18 protein-coding genes are annotated in these 25,794 nt (G+C 71.8%); 8 read left to right on the forward strand and 10 right to left on the reverse strand.

Annotated features, from left to right (window positions below; translation table 11 throughout):
• Nucleotides 1-6 precede the first annotated feature (6 nt).
• The 4 genes from ACYUED_RS33890 to msrB all read left to right on the forward strand — a co-directional run bounded on the left by ACYUED_RS33890 (nt 7) and on the right by msrB (nt 3,472).
• Nucleotides 7-837, forward strand: coding sequence for a pyrimidine reductase family protein (locus ACYUED_RS33890; protein ID WP_491288406.1), 831 nt, complete (start codon nt 7-9; stop codon nt 835-837).
• A gap of 132 nt (nt 838-969) precedes the next feature.
• On the forward strand, nt 970-1,443 hold the full coding sequence (locus ACYUED_RS33895) for an indole-3-glycerol phosphate synthase (RefSeq protein ID WP_491288407.1): 474 nt from the start codon (nt 970-972) through the stop codon (nt 1,441-1,443).
• 216 nt (nt 1,444-1,659) lie between these two features.
• Nucleotides 1,660-3,051 carry a UDP-N-acetylmuramate--L-alanine ligase gene (murC, locus tag ACYUED_RS33900; protein ID WP_491288408.1) on the forward strand — a complete coding sequence of 464 codons (1,392 nt, stop codon included), beginning with the start codon at nt 1,660-1,662 and terminating at the stop codon, nt 3,049-3,051.
• A 13-nt stretch (nt 3,052-3,064) separates the two neighbouring features.
• On the forward strand, nt 3,065-3,472 hold the full coding sequence (gene msrB, locus ACYUED_RS33905) for a peptide-methionine (R)-S-oxide reductase MsrB (protein WP_491288409.1): 408 nt from the start codon (nt 3,065-3,067) through the stop codon (nt 3,470-3,472).
• Here msrB and ACYUED_RS33910 read toward each other — a convergent pair.
• The 3 genes from ACYUED_RS33910 to ACYUED_RS33920 form a co-directional block, all read right to left on the reverse strand.
• Nucleotides 3,432-4,640 (reverse strand): hypothetical protein, encoded by a 1,209-nt coding sequence (locus ACYUED_RS33910; RefSeq protein ID WP_491288410.1) that lies wholly within the window; start codon nt 4,638-4,640, stop codon nt 3,432-3,434. The two genes, msrB and ACYUED_RS33910, sit on opposite strands and share 41 nt — an antisense overlap.
• Nucleotides 4,641-4,692: 52 nt before the next feature.
• Nucleotides 4,693-7,557, reverse strand: coding sequence for a type 1 periplasmic-binding domain-containing protein (locus ACYUED_RS33915; RefSeq protein WP_491288411.1), 2,865 nt, complete (start codon nt 7,555-7,557; stop codon nt 4,693-4,695).
• Nucleotides 7,558-7,726: 169 nt separating this feature from the next.
• Nucleotides 7,727-8,767: a lysylphosphatidylglycerol synthase transmembrane domain-containing protein gene (locus ACYUED_RS33920; protein ID WP_491288412.1), complete on the reverse strand. Its 1,041-nt coding sequence runs from the start codon at nt 8,765-8,767 to the stop codon at nt 7,727-7,729.
• A 302-nt stretch (nt 8,768-9,069) separates the two neighbouring features.
• Here ACYUED_RS33920 and ACYUED_RS33925 point away from each other — a divergent pair, with 302 nt between their 5' ends.
• On the forward strand, nt 9,070-10,557 hold the full coding sequence (locus tag ACYUED_RS33925; protein WP_491288413.1) for a glycoside hydrolase family 3 N-terminal domain-containing protein: 1,488 nt from the start codon (nt 9,070-9,072) through the stop codon (nt 10,555-10,557).
• Between the two features lie 26 nt (nt 10,558-10,583).
• Here the strand turns inward: ACYUED_RS33925 and ACYUED_RS33930 are convergent, their stop codons facing one another.
• On the reverse strand, nt 10,584-11,801 hold the full coding sequence (locus tag ACYUED_RS33930; RefSeq protein ID WP_491294550.1) for a glycoside hydrolase 5 family protein: 1,218 nt from the start codon (nt 11,799-11,801) through the stop codon (nt 10,584-10,586).
• A gap of 108 nt (nt 11,802-11,909) precedes the next feature.
• On the opposite strand from ACYUED_RS33930, the gene ACYUED_RS33935 reads away from it, so the two are divergent.
• Both ACYUED_RS33935 and ACYUED_RS33940 read left to right on the forward strand, forming a co-directional pair.
• Nucleotides 11,910-13,004 (forward strand): N-acetylglucosamine kinase, encoded by a 1,095-nt coding sequence (locus ACYUED_RS33935; protein WP_491288414.1) that lies wholly within the window; start codon nt 11,910-11,912, stop codon nt 13,002-13,004.
• Nucleotides 13,005-13,143: 139 nt separating this feature from the next.
• Nucleotides 13,144-15,378: a glycoside hydrolase family 3 N-terminal domain-containing protein gene (locus ACYUED_RS33940; RefSeq protein WP_491288415.1), complete on the forward strand. Its 2,235-nt coding sequence runs from the start codon at nt 13,144-13,146 to the stop codon at nt 15,376-15,378.
• Here ACYUED_RS33940 and ACYUED_RS33945 read toward each other — a convergent pair.
• The 6 genes from ACYUED_RS33945 to ACYUED_RS33970 all read right to left on the reverse strand — a co-directional run bounded on the left by ACYUED_RS33945 (nt 15,368) and on the right by ACYUED_RS33970 (nt 24,731).
• Nucleotides 15,368-16,246: a carbohydrate ABC transporter permease gene (locus ACYUED_RS33945; RefSeq protein WP_491288416.1), complete on the reverse strand. Its 879-nt coding sequence runs from the start codon at nt 16,244-16,246 to the stop codon at nt 15,368-15,370. The genes ACYUED_RS33940 and ACYUED_RS33945 overlap by 11 nt on opposite strands.
• A complete protein-coding gene (locus ACYUED_RS33950) occupies nt 16,243-17,262 on the reverse strand; it encodes a carbohydrate ABC transporter permease (RefSeq protein ID WP_491288417.1) in 1,020 nt (339 codons plus the stop codon). Before ACYUED_RS33950 ends, ACYUED_RS33945 begins: the two co-directional genes overlap by 4 nt.
• A gap of 2 nt (nt 17,263-17,264) precedes the next feature.
• The gene (locus tag ACYUED_RS33955) at nt 17,265-18,635 is read right to left on the reverse strand and encodes an extracellular solute-binding protein (RefSeq protein WP_491288418.1); all 1,371 of its coding nucleotides are present in this window, start codon (nt 18,633-18,635) and stop codon (nt 17,265-17,267) included.
• Nucleotides 18,636-18,764: 129 nt separating this feature from the next.
• Entirely contained in the window at nt 18,765-19,472 is a 708-nt protein-coding gene (locus ACYUED_RS33960; RefSeq protein WP_491288419.1) for a peptidyl-prolyl cis-trans isomerase, read from the reverse strand.
• Nucleotides 19,469-23,725 (reverse strand): glycoside hydrolase family 38 N-terminal domain-containing protein, encoded by a 4,257-nt coding sequence (locus ACYUED_RS33965; RefSeq protein ID WP_491288420.1) that lies wholly within the window; start codon nt 23,723-23,725, stop codon nt 19,469-19,471. The genes ACYUED_RS33960 and ACYUED_RS33965 overlap by 4 nt, the downstream gene beginning before the upstream one ends.
• 121 nt (nt 23,726-23,846) lie before the next feature.
• Nucleotides 23,847-24,731, reverse strand: coding sequence for a MurR/RpiR family transcriptional regulator (locus ACYUED_RS33970; protein ID WP_491288421.1), 885 nt, complete (start codon nt 24,729-24,731; stop codon nt 23,847-23,849).
• 157 nt (nt 24,732-24,888) lie between these two features.
• Here ACYUED_RS33970 and ACYUED_RS33975 point away from each other — a divergent pair, with 157 nt between their 5' ends.
• The gene (locus ACYUED_RS33975; protein ID WP_491288422.1) at nt 24,889-25,653 is read left to right on the forward strand and encodes a sugar isomerase domain-containing protein; all 765 of its coding nucleotides are present in this window, start codon (nt 24,889-24,891) and stop codon (nt 25,651-25,653) included.
• Nucleotides 25,654-25,794: the final 141 nt, after the last annotated feature.

The raw sequence follows: 25,794 nt of genomic DNA on the forward strand, positions 1-25,794 counted from the left end.
CACGACATGCGACGCCTGTTCCCTGTGACCGACGAGACAGTGCCGACAACTCCCGGTGAGGAGGGCGGGGCCGGTGGTGCCGGTGTTCTCGACACCCTGACCGAGCGCGAGTGGAGCCTCGCCGAGCTCGCAGCCGCCTACGCCTATCCCGAGCCGACCGCCGCCGGGCAGCCCGTCCCCTGGCTGCGGGCGAACATGGTGTCCACGCTCGACGGGGCCGCCCAGCACGACGGGCGGTCGCAGCCGATCTCCAGCGCGACCGACATGCGGATCTTCGGCACCCTGCGGGCCCTGGCGGACGTGGTGGTCGTCGGTGCGGAAACGGTACGGCAGGAGGGGTACCGGCCCGCACGCGCGCGGGCGGATTTCGCGGAGATGCGGGAGGCGGCCGGACAGGGGCCGGCGCCCGCGATCGCGGTGGTCACCGCAAGCCTGGACCTCGACTTCTCCCTCCCTCTGTTCACCTCGCCGCTGGTGCCCACCCTGGTGCTCACCGGCGCCGCGGCGCCCCCCGACCGCATCGCGGTGGCCGAAAAGGCCGGTGCCCGGGTGGTGATCGCCGGTGACGGCATGGGAGTGGAGCCCGCCCGCGCCGTACAGGCACTGGGTGCCATCGGGTACACCCGGCTGCTGACCGAGGGCGGCCCTCGGCTGCTCGGCCAGCTGGTGGCCGCCGGGGTGCTCGACGAGCTCTGTCTCGCCGTGGCCCCGATGCTCACCGCCGGTCATGCGCAGCGCATCGCGGGCGGGCCGTCGGTCGCGGTTCCGCAACGCTTCGTGCTCGCGTCGGTACTGGAGGAGGAGGGTTTTCTCTTCACCCGCTACCGGCGGTCCTGAGAATCGATCAGCGCTACCGCCGGTCCCGAAACCGGCGGAATCAACCGTTCCGCTTACTTAAGGGCGGGCACACTGAACTCGCAGTCCCCGTGACACCACGGGGCAGGATGGTTTCCGCAGAAGGGGCGCCCGGTGTTCACAAGCGTATTGATGATCGAGAAGGCACTGACGTCCGCAGACGTGGAGTTCGTCACCGGCCTGCACGGAGACGAGGAGGTCTCCTTCCACGTGCTGCTCCAGCCCCGCGGCGACCAGGCGGACCGCCTGCTGCGGGCCATCGACGACGTCGCGCTCGGCGAACTGGACGAGGCGGCGCGCGAGCGCGAGGTCCCCGAGGGGGCGGCCGCCAAGGACTTCGGGGAGCGGGCGCTCGAGGTGTCCCTGCAGGCGCTGCACGCCTCCGGCAGCGAGGCCGGGGGCAGACTGATCGAGGATCATCCGCTGGATGCGTTGAAGGCGCTCGTCGACGAGGTCGGCGCGGACGAGGTGATCGTGCTGACCGATCCCCACTACGTGGAGGAGTTCTTCCACCGGGACTGGGCGTCACGGGCCCGGCACAAGGTGGGGGTGCCGGTACTGAAGCTGTTCTCGCACAGCAAGGCGTGACGCCGGCGCTCGGGCTTGGCCGGGGGCGCCGTCGGGTTTGCGGTGCGTGGTTCGGCTGCGGGTGCGTTGTGGCCGGTCGCGCAGTTCCCCGCGCCCCTCGGGGGCGTTGGCCTGGACGTTCCTTGAGGGGTGTGGCCCCGGAGGGTTGCAAGCCGCCGGAGCGCATAGGCTGGGCGGTCGAACGTCCGCCGTACGCATCACGCACAGGAGAAACGCATGGCACCCGGCCTTCCCACCGCCATGGACCGACCGCACTTCATCGGCATCGGCGGCGCCGGAATGTCGGGGATCGCGAAGATCCTCGCGCAGCGCGGGGCCAAGGTCGCGGGCAGTGACGCGAAGGAGTCCGCTACCGCCGAGGCCCTGCGTGCGCTGGGTGCGACGGTGCACATCGGGCACGCGGCCGAGCACCTCGCCGACGACGCCAGCTGCGTCGTCGTGTCGTCGGCGATCCGGAAGGACAACCCGGAGCTGGCGCGCGCGGCCGAACTGGGCATTCCGGTGGTGCACCGCTCCGACGCGCTCGCCGCGCTCATGGACGGTCTGCGGCCCATCGCGGTCGCCGGCACCCACGGCAAGACCACCACGACGTCGATGCTGGCCGTCTCGCTGAGCGAGCTGGCGCTGAACCCGTCGTACGCGATCGGCGGCGATCTCGACGCCCCCGGCTCCAACGCCCTGCACGGCGAGGGCGACATCTTCGTGGCCGAGGCGGACGAATCGGACCGCAGTTTCCACAAGTACGCGCCCGAGGTCGCGATCGTCCTCAACGTGGAGCTCGACCACCACGCCAACTACGCGTCCATCGACGAGATCTACGAGTCCTTCGAGACGTTCGCCGGACGGATCGTGCCCGGCGGCACGCTGGTGATCAACGCGGACCACGAGGGCGCGCGGGAGCTGACCCGGCGACTGGCCGGTGCGGTGCGGACGGTCACCTACGGCGACGCGGCGGACGCCGACGTCCGTGTGCTGTCCGTCGTCCCGCAGGGGCTGAAGAGCGAGGTCACGGTCCTGCTGGGCGGCGAGGAACTCACCTTCACGGTCTCCGTCCCCGGCCGTCACTACGCGCACAACGCGGTGGCCGCGCTCGCGGCGGGCGTCGCGCTGGGTGTCCCGGCCGCCGAGCTGGCGACGGCCCTGGCCGCCTACACCGGCGTGAAGCGCCGCCTGCAGTTGAAGGGCGAGGCGGCCGGCGTCCAGGTCATCGACTCCTACGCCCACCACCCGACCGAGATGACGGCCGACCTGGAGGCGATGCGCGCTGCCGCGGGCGACGCCCGGATCCTGGTCGTCTTCCAGCCGCACCTCTTCTCCCGCACGCAGGAGCTCGGCAAGGAGATGGGCCAGTCCCTGGCCCTGGCGGACGCCTCCGTCGTCCTCGACATCTACCCGGCCCGCGAGGACCCGATCCCCGGCGTGACCAGCGAGCTGATCATCGAGGCGGCGCGGGCCGCGGGCGCGGACGTGACGCCCGTCCACGACAAGGCGGACGTGCCGTCGGTCGTCGCGGGAATGGCGAAGGCCGGTGATCTCGTTCTCACCATGGGCGCGGGTGACGTGACGGACCTCGGCCCGCGGATTCTGGACCGTCTCGCACAGCAGTAAGGGGCTGAGCTTCATGTCGTACGACGTCGAAAAGCCGGACGAGCAGTGGCGCGCGGAGCTGACCCCCTCCGAGTACGCGGTGCTGCGGCAGGCCGCCACCGAGCCCGCCTTCACCGGTGAGTACACCAACACCAAGACGACGGGCGTCTACTCCTGCCGGGCCTGCGGCGCCGAACTGTTCACCTCGGACACGAAGTTCGACTCCCACTGCGGCTGGCCGTCCTTCTTCGACCCGAAGGACACCGACGCCGTGGAGATCGTCGAGGACCGCTCGCACGGGATGGTGCGGACCGAGGTGCGCTGCGCGCGATGCGGGTCGCACCTCGGTCACGTGTTCGAGGGCGAGGGGTACGCGACGCCGACGGACCAGCGGTACTGCATCAACAGTATTTCGCTGAGTCTGACGCCGGTAGAGGGCTGAGCGCCCGTCGGCCGTGGCGCTCGTTGCGTGGAGTGCGCCGCGGCCACAGGAGGACGTAGCCGGCGGATCCGGCCGCGAAGGCCAGGCGGATGAAGCCCTGAGCGGACGCGGAGGGGACCAGGATGGCGCTGCCGTAGAGGGAGATCAGGGCGAGCCAGCTGACCCATGGGACCAGGCGGCGCTGGCCGATCGAGTCCCAGAGCAGGGTGCCCAGGAGGACCGAGGCGTTGTAGTACGTGTACACGCTCGGGTCCAGGACGATACGGGCGTCGGCGGCCAGCAGCACGACCGCCGGCCACCGGCGCCGGTGGACGGCCAGCGCGCCGAGGGCGATGCCGAGGGCCATCTGGGCGGGGCGGTCCCACCAGGGGGTGGCCGGGTCCTGCACCCCGAACCAGCGCAGGGACGACGCGGGCTGGTTGGGGATCGTGAAGTGCGCCGCGGCCAGGGTGTCCAGGTGCGTGAGGTAGAAGGGGAGCCACGCGACGGCCACCAGGCCGACGGCCCAGGCGGCGGAGCGCAGGAGTGCGGGGCGCGGCAGTGCCAGCAGGAGCGGCAGGAAGCCGACCGCCCAGGGTTTCGAGTCCACCGCCAGGGCCAGGAGAACACCCACAGCGGTGGCGTTGCCGCGGACCAGCGCGCGGACGGCGAGGGTGGTGAAGAACAGCGCCAGGACGTCGTCGAGGTGGGCGAAACGCACCGAGACCTCCACCCACATGGGGATGAAGGCCGCCCCGGCGATCAGCACGCGCTGCTGGAGGCGTCTGTGGTTCAGGCCTGTTCCCCGGTAGTGGTCGGCGGCGGCGCGGCCGACCAGCACCAGCATGTAGAGGCCCAGGCCGGACATGAAGGCGTCGGCGAGCTTCTCGCCCAGCGCAGCGTGGAACGGGGCGAACAGCCCGGCGACCAGGAAGCTGACCGGGCCGATCTGCAGCTCGGGGTGGTTGGCGTAGAGGGCGAGGCCGCCGCCCGGTATCTGATTGAAGAGCAGCTGCTGACCGGTCCTCAGATAGTGCCAGGACACGGCCGTGTGACGTTCGGCCACCACGAACCAGACGACCGTCCACAGGGTCAGCAGCGCATGGTGCCACCGCAGCGGGTAGCGGCCGATCCGGCCGACCCACACCCCGTCCCTCGGCCCGGACGCCGCCTTCTCCCGGTTTTGCACGCTCCGTCCTTCCCCTCTGCCCTATAGAGGGGGGCTCGGCGCTGTGGGTTGCTCACTTCGGCCGCCGAATCGCGCACTCCTTCAGGGTGAGGGGTCGGGTGTCGCCCGCGATGCGGCTGCACACGACGTGGGTCTCGGATGTGCCGCCCGCGGTGCGGTGCACCTCCTTGAGGACGATGCTCTGGCCGGTGCGGTCGCCGTACAGCGGAGCGCCGGTGAAGTCGATGGTGCCGGTGGCCATGCCCTCGATCCTGACCGTGCGCAGGTTCACCCAGGTCGAGGCCCGGCTCTGCGGCGTGTCGTGCGGGGTGGCCGCGTAGTACAGGGCACGGGTCGCGTCGTGCGCGAGGGCGGTCTGGCCGCTGGCCAGAATCGGGCTGTCATAGCTCAGGGTGCGTCCTGCCAGGCCCGGCAGGTGGTCGGCCGCGTCCACGTAGAAGCTCGTCCGGGTGGCGGCCTTCTTCAGCTCGGCGAGGGCCGCGTGGTACAGCGTGACGTCGGGCGCGGGCGCCACGGCATCCTTCCCGCCGGTGAAGGAGACCTTGGAGAGGTCGTCACCCGTGAGGATGGCCAGGGGCTTCTCGGAGCAGCCCGTCTCGGCGGACAGCTGGGTCATCAGGGGTTCCACGTCCTCCGCGCGCCCGGCGAAGTAGACCACGGACGGGATCCGGTCGCCGCGGCAGATCTCCGCGGCGTGCTCGCGGAGTTCGGGGTTGCCGCCCTTCAGCGTGTAGCGACGCTGCCCAAGGAGTGTGAAGCCGCGGTCGGCGAGCATCCGCTGTCCGTAGCGCGCCTGTTCCTCGGTGTACCGGTCGTCGGTCCGGGCCGTGTCCCGGGCGAGCACCAGCGCGTACTGCCGCTTGCCCGGCGTGCGCAACTGGGCGGCGATCAGGCCCATCTGCCGGGTCTGCCATTCGTCGGTGGCGGCCAGGCTGAACCAGTTCGCGTACTGGCGGGGCAGATAGGTGGCCGAGTTCGTGCCGGAGACGATCGGCAGCCCCGCCTTCATGAGGATGTCGGTGGTCTTCCCGCTCGACTCGAGGTCGCGGCCGGTGCCGACGACCCCCACCACACTGGGGTCGTGGGCGGCGTACGCGGCGATCGCCTCGGCCATGTCGGTCTGGTGGCCCAGGTCCACGCCGCCGTTCGCGAGCAGGACGCGCAGTTTCACGGTGTAGTTCTTGTTGATGACGGCCTGGGCCAGGTAGACGCCCGCCAGTTCCTCGGCGCCCTTCACGAGTGAGGTTCCCTGGGAGCGACCGGCGCTGAGCGGGCCGGCGTAGACCACCGTGACGTAGTCGTCGGCGTGGTGGGTGAGGACGTCCTCGTTCTGCCCGGCGATGCCCTGCTCCAACTCGGCCACGGTCCAGGGCGGTTCGTCACCGGTGGACAGCGGCTTGGCGTCGCCGCCCACGGCGGGCTTGGGCAGCCAGTCGGAGAAGCGCACGCCGTTCGTCGCGATGCCGATGCACTCCGTGCCGCCGCCGGGAGCATGCTCGCGCCGGGTGTCGCGGTTGGCGGTCAGCAGCGACGCCGAACAGTACCGGTCGTCGAGGGTCTCGGCCCGCATGATCGTGGCCGCGGCCAGCAGCGCGACCACCAGCACCAGCGAATGCAGGGCCCACACCATACGGGCGAACGTCGGCCGGGTGGACGCCCGCAGATGCACCCGCCGTTCCTCTATCGGGTCCAGCTGGTCGTGCGGCAGCGGGATCTTCATCACCCAGGGCAGTACGGACCGGTCGCGGCTCGGCGACTGCTCGGCGCGCAGCCGCTGCCCCCATTCCCGGTGCCAGGTGCGCAGCCGGTCGCTGAGTCTGCGGTGCTGGGTGCCCGGGGCCGGTACCGGAGGAGGGCCCCCGTGATCCAGTCGCGGCACGTCCTGCTCGCGCACCGCGGCGAAGACCAGCAGCGGATCGAGCTCGCTGCGTCGGCTGCGTACGTCGCTGACGGCGCGGATGAGTTCGATGCCGCCGTTCGCCGCGTCGGCACGGGGCAGGAACAGCACCGGAGGGCGCGGGCGTTTGAAGCCGCGCAGGTCCCAGCTCTGACGGCGATGGTTGTCCCGCAGGTCCTCCCGCAGGGCCAGCACGCACAGCTGGAGGTGGAAGTCGCCGCCCGTCGTGAGCGCCTCGGCCACGTCGTACGCCCGGGCCGCGATCGCCCGCCAGGAACGCACCGGACGCAGCAGCGAGACCTCGGTCGGGTTCTCCTGGTCCGCGGCCCTGAGGAAGGTCGTGGTCATGAACCAGCGGCTCTCCCGGCGCAGCCACAGGAAGATCGGCGCCCGGCCCGGCAGCGCGTAGTTGAGGACCGTGAGCAGGGCGAGGAAGCCGAGGCCCGAGGCCGCCGCCATGTACCAGGCACTGCGGGCGAGCAGCGCGGCGAGCACGGTCACCAGACTCGCCGGCAGGATGTGCGCCATGTCGAACAGGGGCAGGCCCGAGCGCCAGCGGGCGGTGCCCTCCGGCCGCCAGCGCTGGGCGGCCAACTGGTCGAGCAGCAGCTGCCGCCGGCCCTGGTCGGACGCCGGGCGGCCGGGAGCGGCCCAGCTGTCTCCCAGCGTCCTGACCGCGTCGTCGATGGCGTGGACCAGGCGCAGCCGGGGAAACGCGTACCGCCGGTAGACGGACGCCCGGCCGCCCCACTTCTTGGGGTCGCTCAGTGCCCGCACCATCGCCGCGGCCCGGCGGACCTCCGAGTCGCCCTCGTACGCGTCCTGGGCCACCGCGCAGCGCGTGCCGTGCGCCTCCTGTCCCTCGTACAGCTGCTGGACCAGCCCGGACACCGCCTCGTCGTCCGAGCCGCCCTGCGCGTGCACGACGAACACCGGCATCGGCGGCTCGCTCGTGCGGAACTCCTGGATGAGGATTTCGAGCTGGTCCTGCAGATCGACGCCGGCGCCGGTCTCCGGCATGCCGTCATGGCCTCCGGGACAGTTCGACGGGCCCCTGCGGTCACCCCTCACCATGGCCAACCCCCGTTCACCTTGGGTGACTTACGAGGCTAGCGGGTGCGACTGGGGCGCAAGGGCCGTGTGCGCGACTTTCATGAACGTTTCTGCAACGGTCCTGGCGGTGCCGTGATCAGAGCACCTTCCGCTGCACCAGTGCCGAGAGCACCAGGGCGCCCGGCAGCAGGGGGAGCCAGACCGTCAGGACGCGGTAGCCGATGACGGCCGTCGCCGAGATGTCCACGGGGGCGCCGAGGGCGACCATGGCGAACACGACGGCCGCGTCCACGGGGCCGATGCCACCGGGCGCGGGCACGGCTCCGACGGCCGTGCTCGCGGCCAGGAACGCGAAGGCGACCTGTGCCCACGTCAGGGACAGACCGAGCGCCGACCCGACCGCGAAGATCACGCTCGCCTGCAGCAGCGGGGCGGCGGCCGCCCCTCCCCACAGGGCGAGGATCCGCGCGGGCCGGGTGTGCAGGACCTGTACGTCGGTGAGGGCGCAGCGCAGGGCGTCGAGGAGGGGGCGGCGCAGCGGTCGTACGGTCGCCACGAGCAGGACGCCGATGGTGAGGCCGAGCGTGGCGCCGGCGGCGATCAGGAGCAACGTGTGCTTGTCCGGCACCAGTTCGCCGGTCAGCAGCAGGTCGGGGTAGGCCACCAGGAAGACGAGGAGCACCAGCGTCTTCGCGATCGGCCGGACCACCGAGTACAGGGCGAGCGAGGCGGTGGCGCGGGTCAGCGGGATGCCCTGGCCGCGCAGAAAACGCAGGGTGACGGCATGGGCGCCGATGCTGGCCGGCAGCACGTGGTTGGCGGCGCCGGCGGCGAACTGCGAGGCGATCAGCAGACCCGTCGGAAGCCGCTCCGGCAGGGCGCCCTGCCGGACGCAGGCGGAGGACAGCCAGCCCAGGCAGGTGAAGAAGAACGCGACCAGCAGCCACCAGGGGTCGGCGGAGGCGAGCCGCGCGGTGCCGTCGTGGACGGTGCGCCAGTCGGCCACGGCCCAGATGCCGATCAGCAGCACGGGCAGGATCACCAGTGACCGGCGCAGCAGGGGGGCGGGGGAGGCGAGGCGAAGGGGGGAGGGGGCGGGAGCGGCGAGCGGGGAGGCAGTGCAGGGGACCGTGGCGGGGAGCGGTCCTGGGACGTTTTCGAGCGGGAGCAGGGACACGGCGCACGTCGTCCTTTCGCGTCGGCCGGGCGACGGGGTGCGGGTGCGGGACAGGAGGGGACGGCGGAACCGTTCCCGTTCGGTGTGACGGTGCGGTGTCCGTGAACCCAATGGGCGCGGGCGGGTGGACGACGCGGCGGACTTACGCCGCCCACGGCGGGCGGCAGGGTGTCCGCAGGGGCCCAGGAGGCTGTGGCACGCCGCTGCGGAGCCCTCCTGGTACCCCTCAAAGTACCCTGCGGATGAATCGTTCAACCAATGAAGTGTTGACTTTTGGCTTGATAAGCCACCACCATCCTGGAGTGACCTCCGAGCAGGTGTGTGTGGCCCCGGCCCCGTCCTCCGTCTCCTCCGACCTGGACGAGGCGGTGCACCGCTGTCTCGTCGCAGGCTTCGAGGGCACGACGGCCTTCCCCGACACCCTCAAGCGGCTCGTCGACCGGGGCCTGGGCGGCGTCATCCTGTTCACGCGCAACGTACGTGACGCGGAGCAGGTCCGGCAGCTCACCGACGCACTGCGCGCGCTCCGGCCCGATCTGATGGTGGCCGTCGACAACGAGGGCGGCGGCATCGGTCACCTGGTCGGCGCGGGTGCCCCCGAGGTCCCCGGCTCCTACGCCCTCGGCGTCGCCGACGACCCGGCGCTGACCGCCCGCTGCGCCGACGCGCTCGCCGGCCACCTGGCCACGCTCGGGATCACCGCCTCGTACGCTCCCGTCGCCGACCTCCAGCACCAGCCGCGCAACCCGATCGTGCGCACCCGCTCCTTCGGCGCCGACCCGCGGCTCGCCGCCCGTCACCTGCATGCCTGGATCACCGCCACCGAAGCCCGTGGCATAGCCTCCTGCGCCAAGCACTTCCCCGGCCACGGCGGCACCGAGACGGACAGCCACTACGACCTCGCGGTGGACCCGCGGCCGCAGGACGAACTCCTCGCCGACATCGAACCCTTCCGTGCGGCCGTCGCCGCCGGGGTGCCGATGTTGATGAGCGCGCACGTCGTCTACCCGGCCCTGGACGCCAACCGGCCCGCCACCCTCAGCCGCCGCATCCTGGGCGACCTGCTCCGTCACGAGATCGGCTTCGACGGCGTGCTGGTCAGCGACGCCCTGGAGATGAAGGCGATCTCCGACGGTTACGGCGAGGCGGCCGGTGCGCGTATCGCCCTCGCGGCGGGCGCGGACCAGGTGATCGTCGCCGTACCGGACCTGGAGGTCACGCTGGGCTGCCGGGACGCGCTGCTCGACGCCGTGGAATCAGGTCTGCTGTCCGACGAGCGGGTGTGGGAGGCGGCGGGGCGGGTGCAACGGCTCGCCGAGCGGTACGCCACCCCTGCCGGGCCGGTGGCCGGCTGGGACGCCGGGGCCGGGCTGGAGGCGGCGCGGCGCGCCGTGCGCAGCCGGGCCGTGCCGCCGCCCGTGCGCGGCGCCCATGTCGTCGACCTCTTCCCGCCTCCGCACCCCGCCCTCAACTGGGGCGGCGAGGACCTCCTGACCGAGCTGCGCCCCTTCGACCCCACCGCGGGCGGCACGGCGGTGGGCGGGGAGCCGGCCGACCCGGGAGCCCTGATCGACTGCATCCTGCGCATGTCCGCCGCCACGCCCCTGGTCGTGGCCACGTGCGACGCCGGACTGCATCCCTGGCAGGCGCGCTTCCGGGACGCCCTGCTGGCCCGGCGTCCGGACGCGATACGCGTGGACACCGGGCTCCCGGAGGGCGGCGACCTGTTCTCCTACGGGCGTGGGCGCGTCAATCTGCGGGCCGTGGCCGAGGTACTCGCCGGCGTCTGACGGCCGTCACGGCAGTCGTGCGGTCGTCACCGCAGTCGTACGGTCTTCTCGATTCCGCGCGCCGCCAAGTACTCGGCGTCGTCCGCCCGTTCGGCGAGCACCACCGCCGGGCGTCCGCCCTGCTTGCGCAGTCGCATCCACTCCTCGAAGTACGCACCGCCCGGACCGGACACGGAGCGGGTGGCGGGCGTGCAGTCCAACACCAGTGCCGTGTAGCGGAGTTGGGGGGAGGCGGGCTTCGCGCGCAGCTCGGCGACCGTCTCCGACAGGGCCTCGGCGATCGGCTTGGCACGGCCCGCGGGGTCGAACAGGCCCAGGGTGTACTCCAGTTCCGGGTAGTCGGCCAGCGCGCGGTCCACGTCGTGGGAGCACCACCAGGTCACGCCCCAAAGCCCTTGGCAGTCGGCCGCGTTGAGGACCGTGTCGCGGGCGAAGCGCGGGGCGTCCGCCGCCGGGATGTGCGGCTCGGGCGCGCCGGTCTCCTGGACCCACACGGGGCGGGCGGGATCGTCGGCGTACGCCTTCGCCAGTTCCGTGCCGTACTCGGCGAGGTGCAGCACCTCGAAGGAGCCGGGACCGTACCGGCCGGCGCAGTTGGCGGAGAACACCCAGGGGTGGACGGTCGTCACGTCGCCCTTGCGGGCCGAGGCCTCGGGGGTGAACGGGTGGTCGTCGCCGTACCAGGCGGCGTCGTAGGCGGAGTGCGTGGCCAGCTGTCCCGGGCGCAGTCCCTCCCGGGCGGCCGTCAGCAGGGTGTCGAGGTAGTGGTCGACCTCGTCCACCGTCACCGGGTTGTGCTCGACCAGGTTGTTGAGCTCGTTGCCCAGCTGCAGGCCGATGAGGTTGGGGCGGCCGGCGAGGGCGCGGCCGAGCGTGCGCAGCAGCTGCGCCTGCGCGTCGACGGCCTCGGGGTCGGTGAAGACGTTGCGGTGGTGCCAGCTGCGGGTCCACTCCGGATAGAAGTCGAAGCTGGAGAGGTGGCCCTGCACGCCGTCCACCATCACGTCGAGGCCGGCCTCGGCCGCCAGGTCGACCAGTCGCACCAGCTGGTCGACGGCCGCGGTGCGGATGAGGGTGCGGTTGGGCTGGAGCAGCGGCCAGAGGTGGAAGACCCGGACGTGGTCGAGGCCGAGGCCGGCTATCTGGGCCAGGTCCTCGCGGGCGTGCAGCGGGTCGAAGTCGTGCCAGGAGTGGAACCAGCCGCGGCGGGGCGTGTAGTTGACGCCGAAGCGGAGTGGATGGATGGGATCCTCCTCGGGTCGGGGCGGGGCCCCGAAGGCGGGACCTGTCCGTGGGACGGGGCTTGTCTCTGCTGAATGTATCAACCACCATGGTCGGTAATGAATAGCGATTTGAACCAAGCTTCCGGCGGATCGGAACCGGCTGCGGAACCGGCTGCGGGGCCGGCGCTGGTGGTCGGCCTCGACGCGGGCGGTACCCGCACCCGGGCCGTCCTCGCCGCGGCGGCGGACGGCCGTGTCCTCGGCGAGGGCGCCGCAGGTCCGGGCAACGCCCTCACCGTCCCGCTGCCCCGGCTCGCCGAGAACCTCGCCGAGGCCGTGGCCCGCGCGGTGCCGGCGTCCGCGCGGGGCCGTGTCGTGGCGGTGGCCGGTGGCTTCGCGGGCGCCACGGGGGCATCGGAGGACGAACCCGGTCGTCTCAACGCACTGGCCGCCCTGGCCGCGGCGCTGGGGCCGCTCGGCATCACGACGGGCCGGATCGGCATCAGCAGCGACATCGAGGCCGCCTTCGCCTCCGCTCCGGGCACCCCGGCCGACGGCCTCGCGCTGGTCGCCGGTACGGGCGCCGTCGCGATGCGCATCACCGACCGCCGCTGCACGGCCACCGTCGACGGGGACGGCTGGCTCCTCGGCGACGACGGCAGCGGCTTCTGGATCGGCCGTGAGGCGGTCCGTGCCGCGCTGCGGATGGCGGACGGGAGGGGTGGGGCGACCGTCCTTGCGGCAGCGGTGGGCAGGGCGCTGGGGCTGCCGCCGGAGGTCCTGCCGGACGCCGGCTCCGCCGACCCCGAGACCGAGGGGTCGCTCGCCGGTTCCGGGGCGGGCGACCCCTCCTACGACACTCCCGTGCCTCCTGGCTGGCCCCGCCCCCGCCGCGAGGCCTACCGCATGCATCTGCTCCCCGTCGTCATGGCCGGGCCCCCGACCCGGCTGGCCCGCCTCGCCCCGCTCGTGGCCGAGGCGGCCCGGGAGAAGGACCGTGTGGCGGCGGAGATCCTCGACGGGGCGGTGGACCGGCTGACCGACAGCATCCGGGCGCTGGAGCCACGAGGCGGCGAACGCGTCGTCGCGACCGGCGGCCTGCTCGGCCCCGAAGGCCCCCTGAGCGCCCCCCTCACCGCCCGCCTCGAAACCCTCGGCCTCACCCTCGACTGGGTGGCCGACGGCTGCCCCGGAGCCGTCGCCTTCGCCCGCCTCCTCATCTGACCGGCACACACGAATGACCGGCACACACGAATGAACCGGCACACCAGAAAGGACCGGCCGCATGCCGACTCCACAACCCGCGGCCGACCGCGCCGGACCCACCCCCCAAGGCGGTGCCGTCCATGGAGAGTCGGCGGTCTTGAACGACCGCGTCCGCGACGGCGGTCCCGCGTACCTGGACCCCACCGCCCCCGTCGAAACCCGCGTCCGCGACCTCCTCTCCCGTATGACCCTGCGGGAGAAGGCCGGGCAGGTCAATCAGCGGATGTATGGCTGGGACGCCTACCGGCGGGCCCCGGGCGGGGGTTATGAACTCACCGACGCCCTGTACACCGAGACGGAGCGATTCGAGGGACTCGGTGCGCTCTACGGGCTGATGCGTGCCGATGCCTGGTCGGGTGTCGGGCACGGCGAAGGTCCGGGGGCGCACGACAGCGCGGGCCTGGCCGAACTGGTGCAGCGGCATGTCGTCGGGCGCAGCCGGCTCGGTGTTCCCGCGCTGTTCGTCGAGGAGGTGCCGCACGGCCACATGGCCCTGGACGGCACGGTGCTGCCCGTCAACCTGGCCGTCGGCGCCACCTGGGACCCCGAGCTGTACCAGCGCGCCGCCGCCCACGCCGCCGCCGAACTCCGGGCCCGCGGCGGCCATGTGGCCCTCACCTCGGCCCTCGACATCGCCCGCGACCCCCGCTGGGGCCGTACCGAGGAGTGCTTCGGCGAGGACCCCCACCTGGCCGCCCGCCTGACAGAGGCCCTCGTGCGCGGCATGCAGGGAGAGCCCACCGAGTACTTCGCCGCCGACAAGGCCCCCGTCGTCCTCAAGCACTTCGCCGGGCAGGGCGCCACCGTCGGCGGCCGCAACTCCGCCGAGTCCGAGCTGGGCCGGAGGGAACTGCACGAGATCCATCTCCCGGCCGCCCGCGCGGGCATCCGGGCCGGAGCGGCCGGTGTCATGGCCGCGTACAACGAGGTCGACGGGACGCCGTGTTCCGGCAACCGCGCCCTGCTCACCGGACTCCTGCGCGAGAGCTGGGGCTTCGAGGGCCTGGTGATGGCGGACGGGCTGGCCGTGGACCGACTGGCCCGCATCACCGGGGACAAGGTCTCCGCGGGCGCCCTCGCCCTCGACGCGGGCGTGGACCTGAGCCTGTGGGACGAGGGCTTCACGCACCTTGCGGAGGCGGTCGAGCGCGGGCTCGTCGAGGAGTCCGTCCTGGACGCCGCCGTCGCCCGCGTCCTGCGCCTGAAGTTCCGCCTCGGACTCTTCGAACGGCCCTACGGGGACGGCGCGTTTCCCTCTCCCGAGCAGGGCCGGGCGTTGAGCACCGCCCTGGCCCGCGCCTCGGTCACCCTCCTGCACAACAACGGCGGCGCCCTGCCGATCCCGGCGACCGTCTCCCGTATCGCCGTCCTGGGTCCGCAAGCCGCCACGCCCGCCCACCAGTCGGGCGACTACACGGCTCCTCAACGCACCGGCAGCAGCGTCCTCGACGGGCTGCGCACGCTCGCCCCGCCCGGCACCGACATCCGGCACGCCCGTGGCTGCGCCCTCACCGGCGGCGATCTCTCCGGCATCCCGGAGGCGGTCGCCACTGCCGCCGCCTCCGACGTCGCCGTGCTGGTGCTGGGCGGCAGCAGCGCCCGCAGCCCCGAGACGGACTTCGCCGCCAACGGGGCCGCGCTCACCGCCGTTTCCGAGATGACCTGCGGGGAAGGCGTCGACCTCGCCGGGCTGCGGCTGGGCAGGGCCCAGTACGTCCTGCTGGACGCCGTCGTCGCGACGGGCACGCCGACGGTGGTCGTCCTGGTCCAGGGCCGCCCGCATGTCGTGCCCGAGACCGCGGCCGCCCTGCTCACCGCCTGGTATCCGGGCCCGTGGGGCGGCGACGCGATCGCCGGGGTACTGCTCGGGCACGCGGATCCGCGCGGCCGGCTGCCGCTGTCCGTGCCCCGCTCTGCGGCCCAACTCCCCGTCCACTACAACCACAAGGACATCGAGTACGGCGGCTATGCGGACGAGGACGCCGAGCCGCAGCACTCCTTCGGGCACGGGCTGTCGTACACGACCTTCGCCTACGGCCCGCCCGGCACGGACGGGCACACCGTGACGGTCGACGTCACCAACACCGGTCGGCGGCACGGGCGTTCGGTCGTGCAGGTCTATCTGCGGCGTCTGATCACGTCCACCTGGCCGCGCACTCTCGAACTGTGCGCGTTCGAGGGTGTCGACCTGGCACCCGGCGAGTGCCGTACGGTCACCCTGCCCCTGGACAGGGACCGGCTCGCCGGGACCAGGACCGCGGAGATCCGGGTGGCCGAGTCCTCGCGGGCGGCGCTCACCGCCGTACCCGCGGTGCTGCACGTCAGAGCTTGACGGCTCCCGAGGAGACACCCTTGTAGAACCACCGCTGGGTGATCACGAACAGCACCAGGACCGGGATGACGGAGATCACCGAGCCGGCCATGACCACCCGCTGGTCGTAGCCGAACGACGAGCTCTGCAGCCGGGAGAGACCCAGCGTCAGCGTCATGTGGTCCTCGGAGCGCAGCACGATCAGCGGCCAGAGGAAGTCGTCCCAGGCGCTGATGAAGGTGTTGATCGTGACGACCAGGATCGCGCCCCACGCCGACGGCAGGTAGAGGTGGCGGAAGCGCTGCCACTCGCCCGCCCCGTCGAGCATCGCCGAGTCCTCGATCTCGCGCGGCACCGCGAGGAACGCGCCGCGCATCAGCAGGACGTTGATGGCGCCCACGAACCCGGGCAGCCACACGCCCACCAGGTTGTCCACAAGGCCCAGGTCGCGGATGCTCAGGAACAGCGACACCATGATCGACTCGAAGGGGAACATCATCGAGGCGACCAGCACGACCCAGACCGCCTTGCGGCCCTTCCAGCCGGGCTTGGAGAGCATGTAGCCGGCCGTGGTGGAGAACACCAGCTGACTGGCGATCGACAGCACGACCACGAGCGCGCTGTTCCTGATGTACGTGGCCACCGGCACCTGGTCGAAGACCTGCCGGTAGGCCCGCAGGGTCGGATGGTGGGGAAGCAGCGAGGCGTTCGCGCCGAAGACGTCCTCGCTCGTGCTCTTCAGCGAGGCCAGGAGCTGCCAGACCAGCGGGCCGACCGTGATCCCGAGCACGAAGAGCAACAGCAGGTAGCGGACGACGAGTTCGCGGGGACGGCCGTGGTCCCGCCAGCGCGGCACCAGGCGCCGGGGCTTGTCCACTGCGGTCGTCATGCCTCGTCCTCCTTGGTCAGGCGCTGCGCCAGCAGGGTCAGTCCGAGGGTCAGCACGAACAGCGCCACGCTGACCGCCGAGCCGTAACCCGCGTTGCCGGTCAGCGGGTCCAGGCCGACGTCCCGGATGTAGAAGGGCAGGGTGCGGTCGGCGCCGCCGGGGCCTCCGGTCGAGCTGCCCAGCATGTAGATCTCCGTGAACACCCTGAGGGAGCCGATGCCGGTGAGCGTGCCGACGAGCATCATGGCCTGCCGTACGCCCGGCATGGTGATGTGCCAGAAGCGGCGGACGCTACCCGCGCCGTCCATGGAGGCCGCCTCGTGCAGCTCCCTGGGCACGTTCCCCAGCGCGGCCAGATAGAAGATCATGTACCAGCCGAGCCCCTTCCACAGCGTCAGGCCCATCGCGGAGAAGAGGATGAGCCAGGAGTCGGAGAGGAACGGGACGGCGGACCTGATCAAGTGGGCTCTCTGCAACCAGGTGTTGACGAGTCCGTCGTCGGCGAGCAGCCACTGCCAGCTCAGGCCGACGACCACGCTGGAGGCGAGGACGGGCGTGTAGAAGGCCGAGCGGAAGAAGCCGATGCCGGGCAGGTTCTTCTCCACCAGGACGGCCAGCATCAGCGGCAGCAGCACCATCAGCGGTACGACGATCACCGCGTACAGAACGCTGTTGCGGGTCGCCAGCCAGAAGTCGGAGTCGCCCAGCATCCGGCTGTAGTTGTCCAGCCCGACGAAGCTCGCGGCGCCGCCGAGCGGCTTGGCGTTGGTGAACGACAGCAGGACGGTGTTGAGGAACGGGAAGACGCCGAAGACCACCGCGCAGACGATCGCGGGCGCGGTCCACAGCCAGGGCAGCCACCAACGGCGGTACAGCGCCGCGCCGTTGGCGCCCGGCGCGGGGCCCGGCAGCAGCGCCCGGACCACGCGGCGGGCGCGGGACGGGGCCGTGCCCGGCGCGGCGGCTGTGCGCTCCGCACCGGGCACGGACACCGGCTTCACGGTCTGTGTCGCCACGGTCAGCCCGCCTGCTTCAGCAGCTCGTCGGCCTTGGACTGGGCATCCTTGACGGCCTGTTCGGGGCTCTTCTTGCCCTGCATGGCCAGCTGCACCTGGGCCACGATCGCGTTCTGCACGGCCGGGGAGAGGTTGGTCTGGTAGGCGGTGGTGGTCTTCAGTTGCTCGGCGACGAGCTTGCGGGCCTGGGAGAAGGGGTCGCTGCCGGTGGTCTTCTGGAAGAACGGGTCGTTCAGCGAGGACGTGGTCGTCGGGAAGATCACCACGTTCGGGTCCTTGCACCAGGCCGTCTGGTTCTCGGCGTTGGTGAGGAACTCCGCGAACGACAGGGCCACCGGGGCGTGCTTGCTGGTCGCGGCGACCGATATGTACTGCGGGGCGGCCGTGGTGTGGCCGAGCGCGTCGAAGGGCTGCTGGCCGACGCCCGTCCTGGCGTAGACGGACGGGCTGTTCTGCTTCACGAAGCGCACGAAGCTCGGGTTCGTCGAGCCGTAGGCGACCTTGCCCTGGCTGTACAGCGTGGAGGGGTCGTTGCTGGAGGACAGCGAGTCCTTCGGCATGGCCCCTTCCTTGTACAGCTTCGCCATCCACGCGACCCACTGCGTGGTCCGCGGATCGTCGGCGAAGACCGCGGACCTGCCGTCGGCGGACAGCGTCCTGATGTTCATCTGGTCGAAGTCGGCCGGGATCCGCCAGACCGGGTTGGCCATCGTCGCGTAGTACTTGCCCTTGGCCGCCTTGGCGATCTTCTCGTAGTCCGCGAAGAGCCCGAACAGGGTCGTCGGCGGCTTCGCGGGGTCGACCCCGGCCTTCTTCAGCAGCTCGGTGTTGTACGTCAGCAGGACGCCGCCGGTGTACCAGGGGAGCGTGGTGTGGATCGCCGAGCCCGAGGCGTCCTTGAAGGTGCTGGACTTCCAGAAGGCCGGGACGAACGGCTTGGCCACGTCGGGGTCCTTGGCGCCCACGTTGAGCAGGTAGCCCGCCTTGGTGAGGGCGGTGGCCGTCTCGGCGTTCACGTTGATGACGTCCGGCAGCGTGCAGGCCTGGGCGTCGGCGACGGTGCGCTGGGTGAACGTGTTGTCGCCGGGATCGTCGATCCACTTGACCTTGGCGCCGGGGTGGGCCTTCTCGAAGTCGTCGATCACTCCGTTGAAGAAATCACCGAAGTCCTTCTTCAGATTGGTCGTCTGGAAAGTGATCTGGCCCTTGATGTCACCCGTCAGCCTGCCGGAGCCTACGTTGCCCTTGTCGACCTTGCAGCCTCCGGCGGTGGAGTCCCCGCCACCGGATGCGCCGGACAGGCCGCAGCCGGCCGCCGTCAGCGTCAGTGTGATGATTCCCGCCACGGATGCGGTCAGTCTTCCAGCGCGCATGTCCACCCTCCTGGGACCAGCCGAGAGGCTGGTTCAATCAACCAACTTCGACTCCGATTGATGAAAATGTGGACCAGAATTCATCGGAGGTCAATGGGTTGCCGTGTTGCGTTTAGGTTCCGCCCGTGATCAGTGGCGGTGTTCGTGGTCAGGGTGCGACGGATCGCCGGGGTGCTCATGTCCGGCGGCGTACACCACATCGGCGCGTGCCTGGTCGAACCAGTCGAAGAAGGCGCGGTGGCCGGCCGCCCGGCCGAGCTCGTGTGCGATGCCCTCGCGGGCCTGTTGGTACGGCAGGAAGTCCGCGGGTGCCGTCCTTCCGAACGGGTCCACGCCGCGCCGTAGCGCGTCCGGGGTCAGGTACCGGTCCCGGTTGCGCTCGTAGTAGTCCCGTAGGGCGGCCTCGGGGACGTCCTGTTGCCGCTCCAGCTCGGCCAGCAGCAGGCGGGCGGCCGCCGAGTGGGCGAGGGTCGCGGCGACGATGCTGCCGAGGTCGGCGACGTCGGTGCCGGCGATGGCGAGCACGCGGGTCGGTGACACTTCCGCCGGTGGCTCCAACCCCCGTTCCTGGCAGGCTCGTCGGGCGAGTTCGTCGGCGACCACCACCTGGGTGGCCCAGCGCCTGCGCTGCCGCTCGGCCTGGACCGAGAGCGCCGGCGGTGGTGCCGCGTTGTGCCGTCGGGCGTCCGCCGCGCCGTTGTGGCTGCTCGCGCTCCGCGGCGGAGCCGCATCTCGATACGGCCCCGCGCCCCTTGAGGGCGTGACGGTCTCCAGGAAGGCGTCCACGCGCTCTTTCGGGACCGCTTCACCCCGTACGACGGCCGCGTGTTCCGTCATGGCGTCACCTCCAGTGCGATCGCCTTCGTGTAGGCGACCCGGCCATGGCAGGCGACCTTTGCCATCAGCCAGTACGAGCCCGGCGGCATCGCGCCGCCGTCCACGTCGATCCAGCGGTCCAGTTGCTCCCCGGCAGCCACCGTGAACCCCTGGCAGCCGGGGCCGACACCTGCCCACGTGCCCCAGGAGGACACGGCCCACAGGGTGCCGTTGACCGGGCCGCGGGTGCGGTTGTGCAGGGTCACCGGGACCTGGGCCCGCTCGCCCCGGCCAACGGTGACCTGCTCAACACCCAGATCGACGACCAGAGTCGGACCAGGAGCGGTGCCCGGCACCTCCAACGCCACCACATCCTCGTACGTCTGCCCCTCGTACGACAGCCGCGCCGCCAGCCAGTGCCGGCCGGGCGGGGCGTCGGGCAAAGGCGTCACCGTGACCTCGGTGAGCGTGAACCCGTTCGGGCCGAGTGCGTACGGCAGTTCGGCGGGCTCGGCGGACCAGCCGGGCGGGACGTCGACGCTCACGGTGCCGGAGACGGGGGCGTCGGTCAGCTCCGAGGCGATCCGGACCGTCGCGGTGACAGGACCGCCGGAAGCGGTCAGCGTGGTCGGCGAGACATACACCGCGACCGGCATGTTGCCGCGCGGCGCCGGGCCGGAGTTGTGCAGCCAGTAGCGGGTGTGGATCGGCTGGGCGGGCTCGTGGGCGGCGACTTCGGGGCCGTACGGGAGTCTGGCGCCCTCGGGTGGCGTGGCCAGCACGGTCGCCACCTCGAAGCCCGTCAGACCCACGCCGAGTGCTCCCTGCCCGTCGGGTGCCAGTGCTTCCCCGGGTGTCTCCAGGACGTCCGCCCGGGCGCCCCGCACCCACTCCTTCGGGCCGCGCACCCGCGCCCGCACCGGACGCCCGTTCACCTCGTGCATCCGTACGACGACCCCGCGCCCGGGATCGGCGGGCGCCACGCTTGCCCGCGCGAGCGGCGAACCGGCCGGCTTGAGGGCGTCGAGCAGGACGTCACCCGCGGGTTCGACGCTCAGCAGGGCCAGCTCCCTCGGCAGATCGCCCGTGCGCGCGGCGCCCCGTATCCGCGCGGTCAGCGGATGCGCGGCGCCCCGTATCCGCGCGGTCAGGGGATGGTTGAACTCATGGCCCACGCGCGGCAGTTGCTGCTGACGCCAGTCGCCCTCGCCGCCGACCACCGCGTACTCGAAGGTGTGGGACCAGCGTTGGAGCTGGAACGCCGAACCGTCGGGGGCCGTGCGGCGGGGCGGGTCGACCCAGATACCGGACGGCCAGCCCGTGCAGGAGCGCATCAGCGACATGTAGAGGTCACCCGAGGAGGTGACGACACAGCCGGGCGTGCCACGGTTGAGGACGGCGAAGCCGCGCCCGTCCCAGGCATCGCCCGGCGGCAGCGCCTCTCCGCCGCCCGCCGCCGTGGCCGTGACGGTCGCGTCGTCCAGGTCGGCGATCAGCGCGTCGACCGCCTTTGCGTCACCCTCGGCGTCGGTGCCCGCCACCACCAGCAGCGGCAGCCGTTCGAGGTCGCGCAGGTCGGCCCCGGGCACCCACTCCTCGCGCAGCCCGGCACGCGGAGCGACCCAGACGGCCGCCACGCCGCCCTCGGCGAGCCGGCGCCGCAGTTCACGTCCGGCTGCCGGGTCCCAGCCGAGTGCCTCGGCGACCACGGAGTTGCGGTCCGGGCCGCCGACGGCGATCCGGATGTCGGGCAGGTTGGAGTCGACCTCCAGGTCGCCGTAGCGCGGACCGCCGGCGATCGTCGAGGTCGCCGTGACTCCGGCGCGTACGAGGGCCGCCGCGAGGGGGGTGCCCAGCTCACCGGCCTCGTCCCAGGAGGCGTACACGAGCTCGGCGACACCGATCGAGCGGTGGCCGAGCAACGTGCCTGTGTCGTCCCGCAGTTCGACCCGTGCCGTCGACCCGAGCCCGAACCAGGTGTTGGCCGGGTTGTCCAGCGTCCAGGGGAACTGCTCGCTGTCCACGTCGACGAACCCGAACCCGCGGCCGATCACCGCGTCCGCCACCTCGTGCACCGGCAGTCCGCCCTGCACATCGGAGGGCCAGCGGACCCGGATCAGCCGGTCCGCGCCGTCGAAGCCGTCGATGGTGGTGGTCACGTCGAGGCGCGGCACACCGGTCCAGAGGGTCAGACGCTGGGTGTACCGGAACAGCCCGAGATCGGCCCGGACGGTGATGCGCGAGCCGGCGGGGGAGTGCTCGACCTCGACGTCCGCCCGCACATCACGGCTCCGGGCGGCGGTGGTGCCGGTCGGGGTGAGGTGCCAGGGGCCCTCGCCGAACCGCGGGTGCCGCGCGTACTCCTCCTGCACGACCAGTTCGTTGCCGATGTCCCCGGCGCGCAGCAGCTCCCGGCCGCCCTCGGCGAGCGCGCGCAGGCTGCTGACGCCGCCGCCGCGCGCGGGGTCGACCGTCACCTCGTAGAACTCGTTGCGGACGGTCGCGCCCCCGCCGGGTGCCCACTCGGGTGCGGAGCCCTCGGAGAGGGGGAGCGTCGTGTATCCCATGCCGGGCAACTCCGGTACGACGACATGGAGTTGGCCGTCCTCACGAACGGCGGGGAGACCGGGGGGCACGAGTCCCGGGTCGTCGATCGTCAGCACGTCCCGCCGCTGCCAGGTCGCGGAGTTGAAGACCACCAGGTCGGTGCCGGTGCCGGGCGTGACACGGTCGGCGAGGGCCTGCGTCGCGTCGGCGTGCACGGCCTGGGCGAGGTCGTGCAGCTCGCGCCAGCCGGTCATCAGGTCGATGTAGACCTGGTCGGACTCGGAGCCCGTGATGGCGTCGTGATGGGCGCCGTAGATCAGCTGCCGCCAGGCCTTGTCGAGTGCCGCGTCCGGATAGGGGTGCCCGGTGACGAGGGAGGCGAGCGTGGCCCAGGCCTCCGCGTCGGCGAGCAGCGTCTCGCCGTACCGCTGGGCCTGCTTGGTGTCGACGTAGGAGACGTCCTTGCCCGTGTAGACCGGGTTCATGTCCCGTGTCTGCGGGGAGGCCTTGCGGCCCTCGGCGTCGAGCTGGGCGCGGACGGCGGCGAAGAAGTCGCGCGGGATGCCGCTGACGAACCGTGGCCAGACGTACCGCTCGTTCCAGTCCCGGTGGATGCCCATCACCCAGCGGCACGGCGGCGCGTAATCCCCGCCGACCGGCAGCAGCACGTTGCGCGTGAGCGCGACGTTCTTCAGACCCCGGAACAGCTTGAGCGCGGCCGCCTCCGCCTCGGGGAGGGTGGGCGCGTTGTCGATGGCCCACCCCGCGCCGTAGTGGTTGACCATGTAGGCCGTCAGCAGCCCGCGTCCCGACGGGGCGATCCAGCTGAACTCCGCCGGGAACTGTATCCGCCCGGGGTCGCGCGGCTGCTCCCCGAACACCGACAGCGTGGGCCCCCACTGGTGGAACGGGCCGCGCGCCCACGAGCTGGAGGTGACCCCGGCGTCCGCCATCAGCCCCGGGAACTGCGGATCGTGCCCGAACGCGTCCAGCTGCCAGGCCGTCTCCGGCGACGAGCCCATGATCCCGCGCTGGAAACCGTCGCCGTACAGCGCGTTGCGTACGGTCGCCTCGGCGCCGGTGAGGTTGGTGTTGGGCTCGTTGTAGGTGCCGCCCATGATCTCGACGCGGCCGGTGCGGATCAGCTCGCGCAGGAAGGCGCGTTCCTCCGGGAAGGAGTCCCAGTACGGCTTGAGGTAGTCGACCTCGGCCAGCACGAAGGTGTAGGCCGGGTCGCGCCGGGCCAGGTCGCAGTGGGCGCGCACCAGGCTCATCCCGGACTGGCCGCGCGAGTCGAAGGTGCGGGCCGGCAGACCGGTGGTGGCCGGGTCGTCGGCGACGTCCCAGGTCTCGGTGTAGGCGGCCTGCGTGTTCCACCAGACGGGGTCGTAGTGGAAGTGGCTGACCATGAACATGGTCCAGCCGGGCTCGGCGGCGGTGAAGGGGGCCGTGAGCCGCGCGGTGTGCGCGGGGTCCTCGGCGTCCTCGGCGGTGATCGTGACGTGGGTGCCCTCGCCGGGGGCGAGGTCGCCGGCCGCGGGTATCTCGGCGCGGAGCGTGCCGTCGTCGCCCGTGGTCGCGACCGCCGTGCCCAAGACGCCCGGGCCGTCGACGGTGAGGCGGACCGTGCGGCCCGGGGTGTGGCTCAGTTCGACGGCCATCACCTGGCGCGGATGCTCGGTCGTCCCCACGAAGAGCTCGGTCGACTCGGCAGAGGTGACGCGCATGGGTCTCCTACGAGGATGCTCGGCGGAGCCCCATCCTGGCATCGCCGGGATGGTTCAAACAACCACCTTCACGTTTTCTCGGTGGTTCATCCATGCAGCGACGTCTTGTTCGGAGCTGCTTTCACCTGGCCCGGCGCGACTTCACCGCATGCTGCGGGGTGATGTGGTCGGTCAGGGCCAGGGAGGCGCTCGCGCGCTGGTAGGAGAGCTGGGCGACCCGGACGTAGAGGCAGTCGACGAGCATCAGGACCGAGTGCCGGCCGCCGATGCTGCCGGTGCGGAAGCTGGTCTCCGAAGTGGCCGAGATCAGCCGGATGTCGGCGGCCCGGGCGAGCGGCGAACGCGGGTCCGTGGTGAGGGCGATCGTCGTGGCGCCCCGCTCCTTGGCCATTTCGAACGGTTCGAGCGTCTCGCGGGTCGCGCCGGAGTGCGAGATGCCGATGGCCACGTCCGCCGGGGTGAGCAGGGCCGCGGAGGTGGCCGCGCCGTGCACCTCGGTCCAGCCGCGGACCGAGCAGCCGATGCGGAACAGCCGGGTCTCGGTCTCCTGGGCCACCGCGCCGCTGCCCCCGACGCCGTACACGTCGATGCGCCGCGCGCGGGCCAGGGCCTGGGCCGCGCGCTCGACCGCGTCCAGGTCGATGCGGTCGATGGTCTGCTGGATCGCCCGCAGGTCGGCGACGCCGACGACCTGCACGACCCGCTCCAGGCTGTCGTCGGGCGAGATGTCGGTGTCGATCTCGGTGGAGCCCCACTCGGAGACCTCGCCGCGGCCGCGCTCCTGCGCCAGCTCGATCAGCAGATGCTGGTAGGAGTCGAGCCCGATGGCGCGGCAGAAACGGGTCACCGTCGCCTGTGAGGTGCCGGTGCGGCGGCCGAGCTCGGCGGCCGAGCAATGGGTGACGGCGGCCGGATCCTCCAGGATCAGCTCGCCGACCTTCCGGAGGGATCCGGCCAGCCGGGGGAGCTCGGTGCGGATCAGTGTGGTGACGTCCGTCGAGGGCATGAAGAGAAGGTATCAGCCACCCTTAGGGGTGCGGATTGAATACCAGGACCACAAAGCGGGCCACGTTCGCGCATTGCTCGCCGCATGAACCATGTGATTTATTGATTCAGCTGTGATGCCGGATGGGGTGGTTCAATCCACCAGTGGGGAGTGTCGCGTGTCCGTCGAGTCTGTGAGCGCCGAGGGCTTCGCGCGGGAGAGCCTGACCGTCCTCCAGCACATCGCCAAGTCCGCGCGCGAGGAGGTGGCGGGCGCCGCAGGGCTGATCGCCGACTGCATCCGCGCGGACGGCGTGATCCAGGCCTTCGGAACCGGCCACTCCCAGGCCATCGTCCTCGAACTCGCCGGTCGCGCGGGCGGCCTGGTCCCCACCAACCGCCTCAGCATGGCCGACCTCGTCCTCTACGGCGGCGACGACCCGGGCGTCCTCGACGACCCGCTCCTGGAGCGCAGCGAAGGCGTGGCCGAGCGGCTCTACCACCTCGCGGGCCCGAGCCCGCAGGACCTGTTCGTGATCATCTCCAACTCCGGCGTGAACAACGTGATCGTCGAGATGGCGCTGCACGCCAAGGAACACGGCCACCGCGTCCTCGCCATCACCTCCCTCACCCACACCCGGGCCGTCCCCGCCGGGCACCCGAGCGGCAGGAAACTCGCCGACCTCGCCGACGTCGTCCTCGACAACCGGGCGCCGCGCGGGGACGCGCTGCTGGAGCTTCCCGGCGGCGGCTCCGTGTGCGCCCTGTCCACGCTCACCGGGGTGATGCTGGTCCAGATGGCGGTCGCCGAGGCGTCGAGACTGCTCCTCGACTCCGGTGACCGCCCGCCCGTCTATGTCTCGGCGAACGTCCCCGGTGGGTTCGAGGGCAACCTGGAGCTGGAGAAGCGGTACGCCGGAAGGATTCGCCGCACCGCCAGCTGAGTGCCGTGGCGGACGCGGCTCAGTGCCGTGGCGGACCCGACGCCGCCCGACATGTGTTCGATGTTGTGGTGTGGGTCACAGCGGGTCTAGGGTGAAAAAGCCTGGAGAACACCGCCCGGGCGGGCCGAACGGCGGCCCGCG

Source organism: Streptomyces sp. DF42, from assembly GCF_058267695.1.